Annotated in this window: 13 protein-coding genes and 1 pseudogene; 8 read left to right on the top strand and 6 right to left on the bottom strand. The window is 71.6% G+C overall.

Features of this window, described 5'->3' with window-relative positions; genetic code table 11:
- Positions 1 to 89: 89 nt before the first annotated feature.
- The 6 genes and pseudogenes from araD to HDC93_RS11640 form a co-directional block, all read right to left on the bottom strand.
- On the bottom strand, positions 90 to 1,820 hold the full coding sequence (gene araD, locus HDC93_RS11615) for an L-arabinonate dehydratase (protein ID WP_185009866.1): 1,731 nt from the start codon (positions 1,818 to 1,820) through the stop codon (positions 90 to 92).
- Positions 1,817 to 2,728, bottom strand: coding sequence for a dihydrodipicolinate synthase family protein (locus HDC93_RS11620; protein WP_185009868.1), 912 nt, complete (start codon positions 2,726 to 2,728; stop codon positions 1,817 to 1,819). Before HDC93_RS11620 ends, araD begins: the two co-directional genes overlap by 4 nt.
- The gene (locus HDC93_RS11625) at positions 2,725 to 3,384 is read right to left on the bottom strand and encodes a GntR family transcriptional regulator (protein ID WP_185009870.1); all 660 of its coding nucleotides are present in this window, start codon (positions 3,382 to 3,384) and stop codon (positions 2,725 to 2,727) included. Before HDC93_RS11625 ends, HDC93_RS11620 begins: the two co-directional genes overlap by 4 nt.
- 149 nt (positions 3,385 to 3,533) lie before the next feature.
- Positions 3,534 to 3,911, bottom strand: a pseudogene (locus HDC93_RS11630) (TIGR03086 family metal-binding protein); the annotation flags it as partial.
- Between the two features lie 45 nt (positions 3,912 to 3,956).
- Positions 3,957 to 5,120, bottom strand: coding sequence for a hypothetical protein (locus HDC93_RS11635; RefSeq protein WP_185009872.1), 1,164 nt, complete (start codon positions 5,118 to 5,120; stop codon positions 3,957 to 3,959).
- On the bottom strand, positions 5,117 to 6,076 hold the full coding sequence (locus tag HDC93_RS11640; RefSeq protein ID WP_185010384.1) for a 5-dehydro-4-deoxyglucarate dehydratase: 960 nt from the start codon (positions 6,074 to 6,076) through the stop codon (positions 5,117 to 5,119). The genes HDC93_RS11635 and HDC93_RS11640 overlap by 4 nt, the downstream gene beginning before the upstream one ends.
- Positions 6,077 to 6,296: 220 nt before the next feature.
- Here HDC93_RS11640 and HDC93_RS11645 point away from each other — a divergent pair, with 220 nt between their 5' ends.
- The 8 genes from HDC93_RS11645 to HDC93_RS11680 all read left to right on the top strand — a co-directional run bounded on the left by HDC93_RS11645 (position 6,297) and on the right by HDC93_RS11680 (position 13,966).
- Positions 6,297 to 7,106: an NAD(P)-dependent oxidoreductase gene (locus HDC93_RS11645; RefSeq protein ID WP_185009874.1), complete on the top strand. Its 810-nt coding sequence runs from the start codon at positions 6,297 to 6,299 to the stop codon at positions 7,104 to 7,106.
- A gap of 310 nt (positions 7,107 to 7,416) precedes the next feature.
- A complete protein-coding gene (locus HDC93_RS11650; protein WP_185009876.1) occupies positions 7,417 to 8,184 on the top strand; it encodes a DeoR/GlpR family DNA-binding transcription regulator in 768 nt (255 codons plus the stop codon).
- Positions 8,185 to 8,262: 78 nt separating this feature from the next.
- Positions 8,263 to 9,636, top strand: a complete 1,374-nt coding sequence (locus tag HDC93_RS11655; protein WP_185009878.1) for a sugar ABC transporter substrate-binding protein — start codon at positions 8,263 to 8,265, stop codon at positions 9,634 to 9,636.
- Entirely contained in the window at positions 9,633 to 10,574 is a 942-nt protein-coding gene (locus HDC93_RS11660) for a carbohydrate ABC transporter permease (RefSeq protein WP_185009880.1), read from the top strand. Before HDC93_RS11655 ends, HDC93_RS11660 begins: the two co-directional genes overlap by 4 nt.
- Positions 10,571 to 11,422 carry a carbohydrate ABC transporter permease gene (locus HDC93_RS11665; RefSeq protein ID WP_185009882.1) on the top strand — a complete coding sequence of 284 codons (852 nt, stop codon included), beginning with the start codon at positions 10,571 to 10,573 and terminating at the stop codon, positions 11,420 to 11,422. The genes HDC93_RS11660 and HDC93_RS11665 overlap by 4 nt, the downstream gene beginning before the upstream one ends.
- Complete coding sequence (locus HDC93_RS11670; RefSeq protein WP_185009883.1) at positions 11,419 to 12,408, top strand: zinc-dependent alcohol dehydrogenase family protein; 990 nt, start codon at positions 11,419 to 11,421, stop codon at positions 12,406 to 12,408. Before HDC93_RS11665 ends, HDC93_RS11670 begins: the two co-directional genes overlap by 4 nt.
- A gap of 72 nt (positions 12,409 to 12,480) precedes the next feature.
- On the top strand, positions 12,481 to 12,702 hold the full coding sequence (locus tag HDC93_RS11675) for a hypothetical protein (RefSeq protein WP_185009885.1): 222 nt from the start codon (positions 12,481 to 12,483) through the stop codon (positions 12,700 to 12,702).
- A 64-nt stretch (positions 12,703 to 12,766) separates the two neighbouring features.
- Positions 12,767 to 13,966 carry a TerD family protein gene (locus HDC93_RS11680; protein ID WP_185010386.1) on the top strand — a complete coding sequence of 400 codons (1,200 nt, stop codon included), beginning with the start codon at positions 12,767 to 12,769 and terminating at the stop codon, positions 13,964 to 13,966.
- Positions 13,967 to 13,996 lie beyond the last annotated feature (30 nt).

A 13,996-nucleotide genomic window follows, 5' to 3' on the forward strand; every position in this document is an offset into this window, starting at 1 on the left:
TGCGGCGATGGTGCCTCTTGCGGCGGTATGGCGCGTGCGGACTCGTTGTGCTCTGTCGCGCCGTTCCCCGCGCCCCTGAGTGGGGCCGGTCAACCGGCGTAGGGATCCGGGGCCTTGCCCGGCCTTGCCAGGAACTCGAAGTCGCAGCCGGTGTCGGCCTGGGTGATCTGGTCGTTGTACAGGGCGCCGTAGCCGCGTTCGTAGCGGGTGGGCGGCGGCGTCCAGTCCTTGCGGCGGACCTCCAACTCCTCCTCTCTCACGTTGAGTTGGAGGGTGCGGGCCTCGACATCCAGGGTGATCGAGTCACCGCTGCGGACCAGGGCCAGCGGGCCTCCGACGTACGACTCGGGCGCGATGTGCAGGGCACACGCGCCGTAGCTCGTGCCGCTCATCCGGGCGTCGGAGATGCGGACCATGTCCCGGACGCCCTGCTTGAGCAGGTGGTCGGGGATGGGGAGCATGCCGTACTCGGGCATGCCCGGGCCACCCTTGGGTCCGGAGTTGCGCAGCACCAGGACGCTGTCCGCGGTGATCCCCGACTCCGGGTCGTTGATGGTGCGTTGCATGGTCTTGTAGTCGTCGAAGACGACGGCGGGGCCGGTGTGCTTGAGCAGGTGCTGCTCGGCGGCGATGTGCTTGATGACCGCGCCGTCCGGGCAGAGGTTGCCGCGCAGTACGGCGACGCCGCCCTCGGCGGCGACCGGGTTCTCGCGGGTGCGGATGACGTCGTCGTCGTGGACGACGGCGCTCTCGATCTGCTCCCCCAGGGTGCCGTTGACGGTGGGCCGGTCCAGGTGCAGCAGGTCGGTGATCCGCGAGAGGAAGGCGGGCAGACCACCGGCGAAGTGGAAGTCCTCCATGAGGTACGTCTGTCCGCCGGGCCGGACGTTGGCGAGCACGGGCACGGTGCGCGCGATGCGGTCGAAGTCGTCGAGGGTGAGCTCGACCTGGCAGCGCCCGGCCATCGCGATCAGGTGGATGACGGCGTTGGTGGAGCCGCCGAGCCCGAGCACCGTGGTGACGGCGTCCTCGAAGGCCTCACGGGTGAGGATCCGTGACGGCTTGAGCCCGGTCCAGGCGAGCTCCACGGCACGGCGCCCGGAGGCGGCGGCCATCCGCTCGTGCCCGGAGTCGACGGCCGGGATGGAGGAGGCGCCCGGCAGTGTCATACCGAGGGCCTCGGCCGCGGCGGTCATCGTCGACGCGGTCCCCATGGTCATGCAGTGACCGGGCGACCGCGCCAACCCGCCCTGCAGCTCCCGCAGTTCGCAGTCGGTCAGATTGCCGGCGCGGTGCTCGGCCCAGTACTTCCACATGTCGGTGCCGGACCCGAGGGTCTCGCCGCGCCAGTGGCCCGGCAGCATCGGCCCCGCGGGCACGAAGAGGGAGGGTACGTCGGCCGAGGCCGCGCCCATGAGCAGCGCGGGCGTCGACTTGTCGCAGCCGCCGAGCAGCACCGCCGCGTCGACGGGGTACGACCGCAGCAGCTCCTCCGTCTCCATGGAGAGGAGGTTGCGGTAGAGCATCGGGGTGGGCTTCTGGTACGTCTCGGAGAGCGTGGCGACCGGGAACTCCAGCGGGAAGCCGCCGGCCTGCCACACCCCCCGCTTGACCGCCTCGGCGCGCTCGCGCAGATGGACGTGGCAGGGGTTGATGTCGGACCAGGTGTTCAGGACGGCGATCACCGGGCGGCCCCGGTACTCCTCCGCCTCGTAACCGAGCTGGCGCATCCGGGCGTTGTGCGACCAGGTGCGCAGCTGGCCCTCGGCGCCGTACCACTGGTGACTCCTGAGCTCCTCGGGGCGCAGTCTGCCGGTCATATCGACCACCCCGCGGCGATCGCGGCTACCTCGGCGCGCTGTTCCTCCCGGAGGGTGCGGCTCGGCGGGCGGACCTCGCGGCGGCACAGGCCGAGGGAGGCGAGCGCCTCCTTGACGACGGTGACGTTGTCGGCGGAGCCGTTCGCGGCGCGCAGCTCCTCGAAGCGGCGGATCTGCTCCCAGACCTTCATGGCGGCCCGGTAGTCGCCGGAGCGCAGCGCCTCGATCATGTTCAGGGAGACCGCCGGGGCGACGTTCACCAGCCCCGAGGTGAAGCCGGTGGCACCGGCGGAGAAGTAGGAGGGGGCGTACGGCTCGGCGAGCCCCGCGACCCACACGAACCGTTCCAGACCCGCGTCCCGGGCGAACGCGGCGAACCTGGCCGCGTCGGGGACTGCGTACTTCACGCCGATGACGTTGGGGCAGGTGTCGGCGAGTTCGGCGAGGCGGGCGCCGGTGAGCTGCGCGTTGCGGATGTACGGCACGACACCCAGCTCGGGCACGGCCTCGGCGACGGCGCGGTGGTAGTCGACCCAGCCGGCCTGCGACACATAGGGGTGGACGGGCTGGTGGACCATCACCATCCCGGCGCCGAGCTCCCGGGCGTGCCGGGCGGAGGCGACGGCGGTCGGGACGTCGTGTCCCACTCCGACCAGGACGACGGCCCGCTCCCCGGCTTCGTCGATCGTCAGCTCCGTGACGAGCCGGCGCTCTTCGGGGGTCAGGGCGTAGAACTCGCCGGTGTTGCCGTTCGGGGTGAGGGTCGTGATGCCGCCGTCCAGCAGGCGGCGCAGCAGGGCCCGGTGGGTGTCCTCGGCGACGGAGCCGTCCTCGGCGAACGGGGTCACCGGGATCGCCACCACGTCGGCCAGGGCCGCCCGCTGGGTCTCGAACGCCACGCTGCTCATTCCTGACCTTCCTGTTCCAGTGCCGCCTCGGGGAAAGCGCGCTGCACGAAGGACGCGATGTGGGCGTGCAGGGCACGCGCCGCGCCGTCGGCGTCGCCGTCGAGCGCGAGCCGCAGGATCTCCCGGTGCTCGCCGGCCTCCCGCTCCCAGGAGGGCGAGGCGGCCCAGGCCACGGCGGAGACCAGGGCGGCCTGGTCGCGGACCTCGTCGAGCATCCGGCCGAGCAGCGGGTTGCCGCACGGCAGGTACAGGGCGCGGTGGAACTCCCGGTTGGCGAGGGAGCGTTCGGCGGTGTCGGTGGCGGCGTCGGCCCGGGTCAGCGCCTCGCGGGCGGCGTCCAGGGAGGCCCCGCGCTGCACGGCCCGCTTCAGCGCCTCGGGCTCCAGCAGCAGCCGTACGTCGTAGACCTCGCGCGCCATGTCCGCGTCCACCAGGCGCACGGTGACGCCCTTGTACTGGCTCATCACGACCAGCCCGGTACCGGCGAGGGTCTTGAGCGCCTCGCGCACCGGGGTCTTCGACACCCCGAACTGCGCGGCGAGCTCGGTCTCGACCAGCGCCTGTCCCGGTGTCAACTGCCCGGTGAGGATGCGGTGTTTGATCCCCTCCAGCACGTACTGCGTGCGGGAGGGGATCGGCGTGGGCACAGAGGTCATGCGCGCCTCTCGGATCTCGCGTCTCGGTGGATCGCGTATCGGATCTCGCGTATCGCGTCTCATATATGACGTACGAAGTACGACGCGATGACGGTAGGAGGGCGCGTGGGCTTCGTCAATGCTTTCGGCGAAGAAACAGCAATCGCTTTCTACGGCTGGGGCGCCCACTCCGGGTCCCGCCCGCTGAGCCCCACGGCCCGGGCCAGCAGGGATGTCTCCGGCCCGACGGGGACGACGGGTCCGGAGATGGCGCCGCGGCCGAGGTCGTCGACGGACGCCGCGAGGAAGTCGTGGCAGACCCGGAGCGCGGCCGGGTCGGGGTCGTAGCGCTGACCGGTGGCGCGGGCCAGCTCCCAGCCGTGGATCACCAGTTCGCCGGTGGCGACGAGGCCCGCGACCTCGCCGGGCAGGTCCACGCCCCCGGCCCGGGTCATACCGGTCCACGCGGCCCGGTCGCGCCAGGCCTCGGCCATGTCGGCGAGCCCCCTGGGCAGTTCCTCGCGCCAGTCGGGCCCTAGCTCCGGCAGCCGGGGCCGAAGCCGTCCCGCACCGGTGACGGCCGACCCGCCGCCTCAGAGCCCGGCGAGCGCGGAGCGGACCCTCTCCAGGTCGTCGTCGGACGCCAGCCCGGCGTGATACAGCCGCAGTTCGGTGGCGCCGAGCCGCCGTGCCTCGGCGGCGTCGGCGGCGAGGGTGCCCGGGCCGCCGCCCATCCCCGAGACCACGGTGAAGTTGGCCGCGATGACGGCGCCCTCGCGCTCCTGCCGTGCGAACGGCGTCAGCGTGCCCGTGCCACCCGCGCAGGGCACGACCACACCGTCCGCGACGGACAGGATGTGCGCAGGGTCGACCCCGGGGTTGGCGCCGACGTGGTACGACACCGGGTCCGCGTGCAGCAGCACCTGGAAGCCGTCGGGAGCGGCCGCCCGGACCGCCGCGACGGCCTGCTCCTGGAGCGTGCGGGCGGTGTCGTCGCGGTACGCGCGCGTGGTGTGCGCGAGCGTCTCGCCGAGTAGCTTCTCGATGTCCGCCCAGCCTCCGTCGGAGGGCGCCCCCTGCCACACCGGCTCCAGCGCGGTCCGTACGGCGGCCGCCAGTTGGCCGGCGTCGAGGCCGTGCCGGCCGTACCCCTCCCGGCAGGACGGGCAGAAGCACAGCGCCATCAGGTACTGCCCGGCGTCCCCGAGGCCGATGCCGCCGGTCTTGTCGTGGGCGTGCAGATGCTGCAGGCCGTACCAGCCGAGGGACTCCAGCTCGGTGCCGCGCGCCCCGGGCCGGACGGCCGCCTCGGCCGCCAGGTCGGTCAGGTACGCGCGCGTGGCGGGCTGCGCGATGCACGGCGCCCAGGGGTAGCGGTCGCCGTAGGCGTTGACGACCGAGGTGTCCGGGTGTTCGGCGCCCAGGCGGGAGTTGTGCGCGAGGACGACCCAGGTGTGCACCTCCAGACCGGCCTCGGTGAGCACGCCCGCGGCCTCACCGAAGGCGTCCCCGGGGGCCCAGTCGCCGGCCGCGTAGGGGCACAGCTCGCGTCCGGTCCAGCGGTCGTCCGCCGGGTACAGCACCGCGGCGTGCTCGGCGGTGACGATGCGGTGGCGCGGGTGGCGGGGCGTGAGGGCGCGGGTGGAGTGGTAGGCGGCGGCGAGCGTCACCTGTGCCACGCCCAGCGCGGCGATGCGCGCGGGTGCCTCCGGGTCGCCGTTGACGTCCCAGGGGTAGACGAATGCCGACGCCTTCACTTGGCCTCCTGCAGCAGCGCGTAGCCCCGCTCGATCACTTCGGCGAGCCGCTTCACATGATCCCCCGGCGGCTCGTGCAGCGGGGGCCGCACCTCGCCGACATCGAGGCCGCGCAGCCGTACACCGGCCTTGACCAGGGCGACCGCGTAGCCGCGGCCCTGGGCGCGCAGTTCGACGAACGGGCGGTAGAAGCCGTCCAGGAACTTGTCCACGGTGGCGTCGTCGCCGGTCCGCAGGGCCTGGTGGAAGGCGAGGGCGATCTCCGGCGCGAAGCAGAACACGGCGGACGAGTAGAGCGTCACGCCGAGGGCGCGGTAGGCGAGCTGGGTCTGCTCGGCGGTCGGCAGGCCGTTGAAGTAGAGGAAGTCGCCCGGGGCCTCGGTGCGCACGGCGCTGATGATGCGCTGCATGAGGTCGAGGTCGCCGAGCCCGTCCTTCAGGCCGATGATCCCGTCCGTGCGGGCGAGTGCGACCACCGTCTCCGGGGTGAACGCGGCGTTGTCGCGCTGGTAGACGATGACCGGCAGGGCGGTGGCGGCGGCCACTTCGCGGTAGTGCCGCAGCAGCCCCTCCTGGCCGGCGACGACGAGGTAGGGCGGCATGGCGAGCAGCCCGTCCGCCCCGGCGGCCTCGGCGAGGCGGGCGTAGCGCACGGCGAGCGCGGTGCCGTACCCGGCGCCGGCGACGACCGGGACGCGCCCGTCGGCGGCCTCGGCGGCGGCCCGTACGCAGGCTTCGAACTCCTCGGGCGTCAGCGCGTGGAACTCGCCGGTGCCGCAGCAGGCGAACACCGCGGCGGCTCCGGCCTCCACCCCGCGGCGGACGTGTGTGCGGTAGGTGTCGAGGTCCACGGAGCCGTCGGGTCCGTAGGCGGTGACCGGGAAGAACAGCGGCCCGCTGGGGATGTCGAGTCGAGCGGCGAGAGGGGCTGACGTCACAAGCTCTCCCGGTTCCATATTCATGATTGGCGTCTATATTTCTGAACAGCTCCACGCTAAGGTGCCGCCGTGGCGCCGGTCAAGCGCGCACACCCGCGACGCACCTGCGGATTCATCCCCTCCGCGACATACTTGACGGGCTCCGCCCCGGATCCTTAGCGTGTCCACGCATATGAATGCCGTGCGCTCATGTGCACGCTTGGCGATCAGCACGGTTGGCGATCAAGGAGACCCGAGGATGCCCGCTCCCCGCACCGTCCTGCTCACCGGCGCCGCCGGCGGCCTCGGCACCCTGATGCGGGACCTGCTCCCGGCCTACGGCTACGACCTGCGCCTGCTGGACCTGCGTCCGATCGAGGGCGAGCCCGACGCGATCGCCGCCGACCTGGCCGACCGGGACGCCGTGCGCGAGGCGGTCCGGGGCGTCGACGCGATCATCCACCTCGCGGGCATCTCCCTGGAAGCGCCCTTCGAGAAGATCCTCAAGGCGAACATCGAGGGCACCTACCACCTGTACGAGGCCGCCCGCGAGGAGGGCGTCGGCAGGATCGTCTTCGCCTCCTCCAACCACGCCGTCGGCTACACCCCGCGCCCCCGGGGCGACGACCCGCTGATCCCGGTCGACACCCCGCGCCGCCCGGACACCTTCTACGGCCTGTCCAAGTGCTTCGGCGAGGACCTCGCGCAGCTCTACTGGGACCGGCACGGCCTGGAGACGGTCTCGGTGCGCATCGGTTCCTGTTTCCCCGAACCGACCAGCGTGCGCATGCTCTCCGTGTGGATGAGCCCCGCCGACGGCGCCCGCCTCTTCCACGCGGCCCTGACCGCCGAGCACGTCGGCCACACCGTCGTCCACGGCTCCTCCGCCAACACCCGGCTGTGGTGGGACCTCACCAGCGCACGGGCGCTCGGCTACGAGCCGCAGGACGACTCCGAGCCGTACGCCGAGAAGCTCATCGCCGAGCAGGGCGAGTTGCAGGACGGCAACGAGGCGCACGCCTGTCTGGGCGGCCAGTTCGTGACGGACCCGCCGATCTGGCCGTACTGACCGGACACGGTCGTCACCAGGGCGGGCGGGCAGACAACGGGCCCGCCCGCTCGGGCATTCGGGCACGGCCCGCAAGCAGAGGGGCAACGCCTCCAGGGGCGCGGGGAACTGCGCGACCAGCCACGACGCGGCCGCATACGACCACGGCCGCCCTGCGGCACTGCCCGCATCCGCACGACCGAACGGGCACATCCGGGCAGGATCACGCCCCCAACAGACCTGGCCACCGCGGAACACCCGCTGTAGAACTTCCCCCAAGGCCCCACCGAGGGCCCGAACGGGCAGCACAGCAGGAAGGCGGGTGACGGCCGTGAACAGGACCGCGGAAGAACGCCGGCGCGACATCGTGCTGGCCGCGCGGCGCGACGGCTCGGTCGACGTCACCGCCCTCGCCGCGGAACTGGGCGTGGCCAAGGAGACCGTACGAAGGGACCTGCGCGTCCTGGAGGACCACGGCCTGCTCCGCCGCACCCACGGCGGCGCCTACCCCGTGGAGAGCGCCGGCTTCGAGACGACGCTCGCCTTCCGGGCCACCAGCCACGTCCCCGAGAAGCGCAGGGTCGCGGCCGCCGCGGCCGAGCTGCTCGGCGACGCCGAGACCGTGTTCGTCGACGAGGGCTACACCCCGCAGCTCATCGCCGAGGCACTCCCCCGGGACCGGCCGCTGACCGTGGTCACCGCGTCCCTGCCCGTCGCGGGCGCCCTCGCCGAGGCCGAGCACGTCTCCGTGCTGCTGCTCGGTGGCCGGGTGCGGCGCGGCACCCTCGCCACGGTCGACCACTGGACGACGAAGATGCTGGCCGGCTTCGTCGTCGACCTGGCGTTCATCGGTGCCAACGGCATCTCCCGCGAACACGGCCTCACCACCCCCGACCCGGCCGTCAGCGAGGTCAAGACCCAGGCGATCCGGGCCGCCCGGCGCGTGGTCTTCGCGGGCGTGCACACCAAGTTCGGAGCGGTCAGCTTCTGCCGGTTCGCCGAGGTGGGCGCGCTGGAGACGATCGTGACGAGCACTCTGCTGCCGGCTGCCGAAGCCCACCGCTACTCACTGCTCGGGCCCCAGGTCATCCGGGTCTGACACCACATCGACGTCCCCCACCGGGCGCAGCCACGCCCTGTGCTGCCCCTTATCTCCCCATACATCCAGGAGCGATCCATGCGAACCCAGAGCCGACGACGGCCACCGCGAGCCCCGCTCGCCCTGGCCGCCGCAGGGACGCTGCTCGCCCCGCTGCTCTCCGGCTGCTGGGCCGGCGCGGGCGGGGCCGGTTCCGGCGGCGACGCCATCAACGTCCTGATGGTCAACAACCCGCAGATGGTCGAGCTGCAGAAGCTGACCCGCGCCCACTTCACCGAGGAGACGGGCATCAAGGTCAACTTCACGGTGCTGCCCGAGAACGACGTCCGCGACAAGATCAGCCAGGACTTCGCCAACCAGGCCGGCCAGTACGACGTGGCCACCCTGTCCAACTACGAGATACCGATCTACGCCCGCAACGGCTGGCTGCGGCAGATGAACGGCTACGTCGCCGAGGACCCGGCCTACGACGAGCAGGACGTCCTGAAGCCGATGCGCCAGTCCCTCACCGCGGACGACGGCAAGCTCTACGGCCAGCCCTTCTACGGCGAGTCGTCGTTCCTGATGTACCGCAAGGACGTGTTCGACAAGAAGGGCCTGACGATGCCCGAGCGCCCCACCTGGCGGCAGGTGGCGGACCTCGCGGCGAAGGCCGACGGCGCCGAGGCGGGCATGAAGGGCATCTGTCTGCGCGGCCTGCCCGGCTGGGGCGAGGTGATGGCTCCCCTCACCACGGTCGTCAACACCTTCGGCGGCACCTGGTTCGACAAGGACTGGAAGGCGCGGCTCGACTCCGCCGCCTTCGAAGAGGCGACGAAGTTCTATGTCGGCCTGGTGCGCGAGCACGGCGAGTCCGGCGCCGCCCAGGCCGGCTTCGCCGAGTGCCTGAACAACATGACCCAGGGCAAGGTCGCCATGTGGTACGACGCCACCTCCGCGGCCGGCTCCCTGGAGGCGGCCAATTCCCCGGTGAAGGGCAAGGTGGGCTACGCACCCGCGCCCGTCGAGAAGACCGAGTCCTCCGGCTGGCTCTACACCTGGGCCTGGGGCATCCAGAAGGCCTCCCGCAATCCGGACAACGCCTGGAAGTTCGTCTCCTGGGCGTCCGGCAAGGGCTACGAGGAGCTGGTGGGCGACCAGGTCGGCTGGTCCGACGTCCCGGCCGGCAAGCGGGCGTCGACGTACGCCAACGCCGACTACCGCAAGGAGGCCGGGGCCTTCCAGGAGATGACCAAGGAGGCCATCGAACAGGCCCGCCCGACCGACCCCGGCGTACAGCCGCGGCCCGCGCCCGGCATCCAGTTCGTCGGCATCCCCGAGTTCACCGACCTCGGCACGAAGGTCTCCCAGGAGATCAGCGCGGCCATCGCCGGACGCCAGTCCGTCGAGTCGGCCCTGAAGAAGTCCCAGGCGCTCGCCGAGAAGATCTCCGAGGAGTACGAGGGACGATGACCGCCACGACAACGGCCCCCGCGGCTTCCCCCGAGCTCCGCACCCCGGTCCGCCGGCCCTCCGCCCGGCTGCGCGCCTGGGCCACCCGGGCTCCGCTGCTGCCCGCCCTGATCTTCATGATCGTCGTCACCCAGCTGCCCTTCGTGGCCACGCTGGTGATCTCCTTCTTCGACTGGAACTCCCTCTATCCCGACGCCCGGCACTTCACCGGCGTCGACAACTACCAGGAGGTCCTCACCGACCCGGACCTGCGCCACTCGGTGTGGACGACCGTGCTGCTGACGGTGGCGGTGGTGCTGGCCAGCCTGGTCCTGGGACTCGTCCTCGCCCTGCTGCTGGACCGGAGGTTCCGGGGGCGCGGCATCGTCCGCACCCTGCTGATCGCGCCGTTCCTGGTGGTGCCGGTCGCGGCCGCCCTGCTCTGGAAGCATGTGCTCTACAACCCTGAATACGGCCTGTTCAATGGGTTGTTGCACTATGTGGGCGGCCCACAGCCCGACTGGATCTCCAACACCCCGCTGCTCGCGGTCGAGGCGTCCCTCGTCTGGCAGTGGACACCGTTCATGATGCTGATCCTGCTGGCCGGACTGCAGAGCCGCGACCACGAGCAGATCGAGGCGGCCCGGGTCGACGGCGCGAGCGACTGGCAGATCTTCGTCCATCTGACGCTGCCGCACCTGCGCCGCTACCTCGAACTGGGCGCTCTGCTGGGCTCGATCTACATCGTCCAGAACTTCGACGCGGTCTTCACGATCACGTCCGGGGGCCTCGGCACCGCCAACCTCCCCTACACCGTCTACCAGAGCTTCTACCAGGCCCACGAGAACGGCCTCGCCTCGGCCGCGGGCGTCCTGGTGGTCATCGGCTCGATCATCATCGCGACCTTCGCCCTGCGTGTGGTGTCGTCCCTGTTCCGCGAGGAGGTGTCCCGCGCATGAGCACGACCGCACTGCGTGCCCGCCGTGTCCGTGGCAAGGGTGCGGGCCTGGGCCTGCTGGCCTGGCTGCTCGGCATCGCGTTCTTCCTGCCCATCGCGTGGATGGCACTGACGTCCTTCCACTCGGAGACGGACGCGGCGACCAACCCGCCGTCCTTCGCGGCGGCGCTCACCCTGGACGGCTACCGCGAGTTCTTCGGCGCGGGCGGCGGCGCGAGCCCCTGGCCGGCCCTGATCAACTCCACCGTCGCGTCCGTGGCCTCGACTCTGCTGGTTCTGCTGCTGGCCTTCCCGGCGGCGTACGCGCTGTCCATCAACCGCGTCCGCAGGTGGACGGACGTGCTGTTCTTCTTCCTCTCCACGAAGATGCTGCCGGCCGTGGCGGGCCTGCTGCCGATCTACCTGTTCGCCAAGAACGCCGGGATGCTCGACAACATCTGGCTGCTGGTCATCCTCTACACGTCCATGAACCTGCCGATCGCGGTGTGGATGATGCAGTCCTTCCTCGCCGAGATCCCGGTCGCGGTGATCGAGGCCGCGAAGGTGGACGGGGCCCGGCTGCCCACGGTCCTCGCGCGCGTGGTCGCCCCGATCTCCCTCCCCGGTATCGCCGCCACCGCCCTGATCTGCTTCATCTTCAGCTGGAACGAGTTGCTGTTCGCCCGGGTGCTCACGGGTGTGGTCGCCGAGACCGCCCCCGTCTTCCTGACCGGTTTCATCACCAGCCAGGGCCTGTTCCTGGCGAAGGTGTGCGCCGCGTCGCTCGTCATCTCCCTGCCGGTGCTCGCCGCGGGGTTCGCCGCCCAGGACAAGCTGGTCCAGGGCCTGTCGTTGGGAGCCGTCAAATGAAGGCCGCCGTCATCGAGTCCCTGGGCAAGGCCGTCGTCGCCGAGGTCCCCGACCCGACGCCCGGCCCGCGCGAGGTCGTGGTCGAGGTCGCGGCCTGCGGCCTGTGCGGAACCGATCTCCACATCCTCCAGGGCGAGTTCGCCCCGAAGCTGCCGATCGTGCCCGGGCACGAGTTCGCGGGCGAGGTGGTCGGGGTCGGCACCCGGGTCACGGAGGTGTCGGTGGGCGACCGGGTCGCCGTCGACCCGTCTCTGTACTGCTACGAGTGCCGCTACTGCCGTACCGGCCACAACAACCTCTGCGAACGCTGGGCGGCGATCGGTGTGACGACGGCCGGAGGCGCGGCACAGTACGCCGTCGCCCCGGTGGCGAACTGCGTGAAGCTCCCGGAACACGTCCGCACCGAGGACGCCGCCCTGGTGGAACCGCTGTCCTGCGCGGTACGCGGCTACGACGTGCTCCAGTCCCGCCTCGGCGCGCACGTCCTGATCTACGGCTCCGGCACCATGGGCCTGATGATGCTGGAGCTGGCCAAGCGCACCGGTGCGGCGAGCGTGGACGTCGTCGACGTGAACCCGGCCCGCCTGGAGACCGCCCGCGGCCTCGGCGTCTCGGCGGCGGCGGCGAACCCCGACGAACTGGACCGTCCGCAGGGCTGGGACCTGGTCGTCGACGCCACGGGCAACGCGGCGGCGATCCAGGACGGCCTGGACCGGGTGGCGAAGGCGGGCACGTTCCTGCAGTTCGGCGTGGCCGACTACGCGACGCGCGTGACGATCGACCCGTACCGCATCTACAACCAGGAGATCACCATCACGGGCTCGATGGCGGTGCTGCACAGCTTCGAGCGGGCGGCGGAGCTCTTCGCGAGCGGCGTCCTCGACCCGGACGTCTTCATCAGCGACCGCATCCCGCTGGAGCGCTACCCCCAGGCGCTGGACCAGTTCGCGGCGGGAGTCGGCCGCAAGATCGTGGTCGTGCCGTAGGGAAGGGACCACCGCGGGCGGGGCAGGCGAAATTCGCTGGGGCGCCTGCTCCCCGCCTCGTACCCTCACCGCATGCCGAGACCTCATGGATTCACCTACGAGCAGCACGCGGGCGGCACCGTCCGCATCAGCCACCACGGCCGCCCCGTCACCACCCTGAACGGCCCCCGCGCCGCGCAGTTCCTCGCCGAGGTCGAGACCTCCGACGCCCAGCTCGCCATGGCCCGCTGGACGGGCAACTACAAGCGCGGCAACGAGCGCACCGCCCGGGATCACCCCCGCAATCGCCGGTGACCCGATTGGCCCCAAGGTAAGGGAACGGCAAAACCGCTTCGCTCGTTCACCCGGCATGACAGCTATGACCCCCGGCTCGAACATCCCCCTGTCCGCCGCCCGCGTGACGGTGGACGTCGCCGCTCCGGTGCGGCTCGACGTATCGGGCCTGCTGCTCACCGCCGACGGCAAGGTGCGCTCCGACGACGACTTCATCTTCTACAACCAGCCGTCGGGCCCGGGCGTGACGTACCGCTCGGGCGGTGGCAGCGCGCCCGACGCGATCGTGATCGACACCACGGCCCTTCCCCCCGGCATCGAGAAGATCGTCGTCACGGCGAGCCCGGACGCCGCGGGCCAGACCTTCCGCGGCATCGAGCCGACGGCCACGATCCGCAGCGCGGACGACAGTTCCGTCCTGGCCTCCTTCACGCCCCCGCAGCTCGGCGACGAGACGGCCCTGGTCATCGTGGAGGTCTATCAGCGAGGCGGGCAGTGGAAGGCCCGCGCCGTCGGCCAGGGATACGCCAACGGCCTGGCGGGCATCGCCACGGACTTCGGGGTCACGGTGGAGGAACCGGCCGCCGCCCCGCCGCAGCCGGTGACCCCGCCGCCGGCCCCGGTGCAGCCGCCCGCCCCGCCCGTCTCCACCCCCGCCGCGCCCCCGGCCGCCCCGGCCACGCCTCCCCCGCCCGCGCCCGGCGCCGGGAAGATCAACCTCGACAAGGGCCGCGTCAGCCTCCAGAAGAACCAGACGGTCTCCCTGATCAAGGGCGGCCAGCCCCTGCTCGCCCAGGTCCGGATGGGTCTCGGCTGGGAGCCGGCCTACCGCGGCAAGGACATCGACCTGGACGCCTCGGTCATCGCCTACGGGCCGCAGCGCAACCACATCGACAGCTGCTACTTCGGCAAGCTCCAGATCGTCGGCGGCGCCATCCGGCACTCCGGCGACAACCTCACGGGTGAGGGCGGCGGGGACGACGAGACCATCATGGTCGACCTCGGCCGCCTCCCCCAGGAGGTCACGGGCCTGGTCTTCACGGTGAACTCCTTCTCCGGCCAGAAGTTCACCGAGGTCGCCAAGGCCTACTGCCGCCTCCTGGACGGCACGACCGGCGAGGAACTGGTCCGCTTCGACCTCACCGGCGCCGAACCTCAGACCGGCGTCCTGATGGCCAAGCTCATCCGCCAGTACTCCGGCGAGTGGGAGATGACGGCCATGGGCGACTTCGTGAAGTCCCGCACGGTGAGGGGCATGGTGAAGCCGGCGGCGCAAGCGCTGTAACCCGCGACCGGACTCCGGGGACGCCCCCGC

The organism is Streptomyces sp. AK010 (assembly GCF_014207295.1).
In the GTDB taxonomy this organism is placed as follows: domain Bacteria; phylum Actinomycetota; class Actinomycetes; order Streptomycetales; family Streptomycetaceae; genus Streptomyces; species Streptomyces massasporeus.

Excerpts from the sequence above, each read along its gene's own strand:
- HDC93_RS11680 (WP_185010386.1), top strand. The coding sequence starts at position 12,767 with ATGACCCCCGGCTCGAACATCCCCCTGTCCGCCGCCCGCGTGACGGTG.
- HDC93_RS11645 (WP_185009874.1), top strand. The coding sequence starts at position 6,297 with ATGCCCGCTCCCCGCACCGTCCTGCTCACCGGCGCCGCCGGCGGCCTC.
- HDC93_RS11655 (WP_185009878.1), top strand. The coding sequence starts at position 8,263 with ATGCGAACCCAGAGCCGACGACGGCCACCGCGAGCCCCGCTCGCCCTG.
- araD (WP_185009866.1), bottom strand. The coding sequence starts at position 1,820 with ATGACCGGCAGACTGCGCCCCGAGGAGCTCAGGAGTCACCAGTGGTAC.
- HDC93_RS11620 (WP_185009868.1), bottom strand. The coding sequence starts at position 2,728 with ATGAGCAGCGTGGCGTTCGAGACCCAGCGGGCGGCCCTGGCCGACGTG.
- HDC93_RS11640 (WP_185010384.1), bottom strand. The coding sequence starts at position 6,076 with ATGGAACCGGGAGAGCTTGTGACGTCAGCCCCTCTCGCCGCTCGACTC.
- HDC93_RS11625 (WP_185009870.1), bottom strand. The coding sequence starts at position 3,384 with ATGACCTCTGTGCCCACGCCGATCCCCTCCCGCACGCAGTACGTGCTG.
- HDC93_RS11675 (WP_185009885.1), top strand. The coding sequence starts at position 12,481 with ATGCCGAGACCTCATGGATTCACCTACGAGCAGCACGCGGGCGGCACC.
- HDC93_RS11670 (WP_185009883.1), top strand. The coding sequence starts at position 11,419 with ATGAAGGCCGCCGTCATCGAGTCCCTGGGCAAGGCCGTCGTCGCCGAG.
- HDC93_RS11660 (WP_185009880.1), top strand. The coding sequence starts at position 9,633 with ATGACCGCCACGACAACGGCCCCCGCGGCTTCCCCCGAGCTCCGCACC.
- HDC93_RS11665 (WP_185009882.1), top strand. The coding sequence starts at position 10,571 with ATGAGCACGACCGCACTGCGTGCCCGCCGTGTCCGTGGCAAGGGTGCG.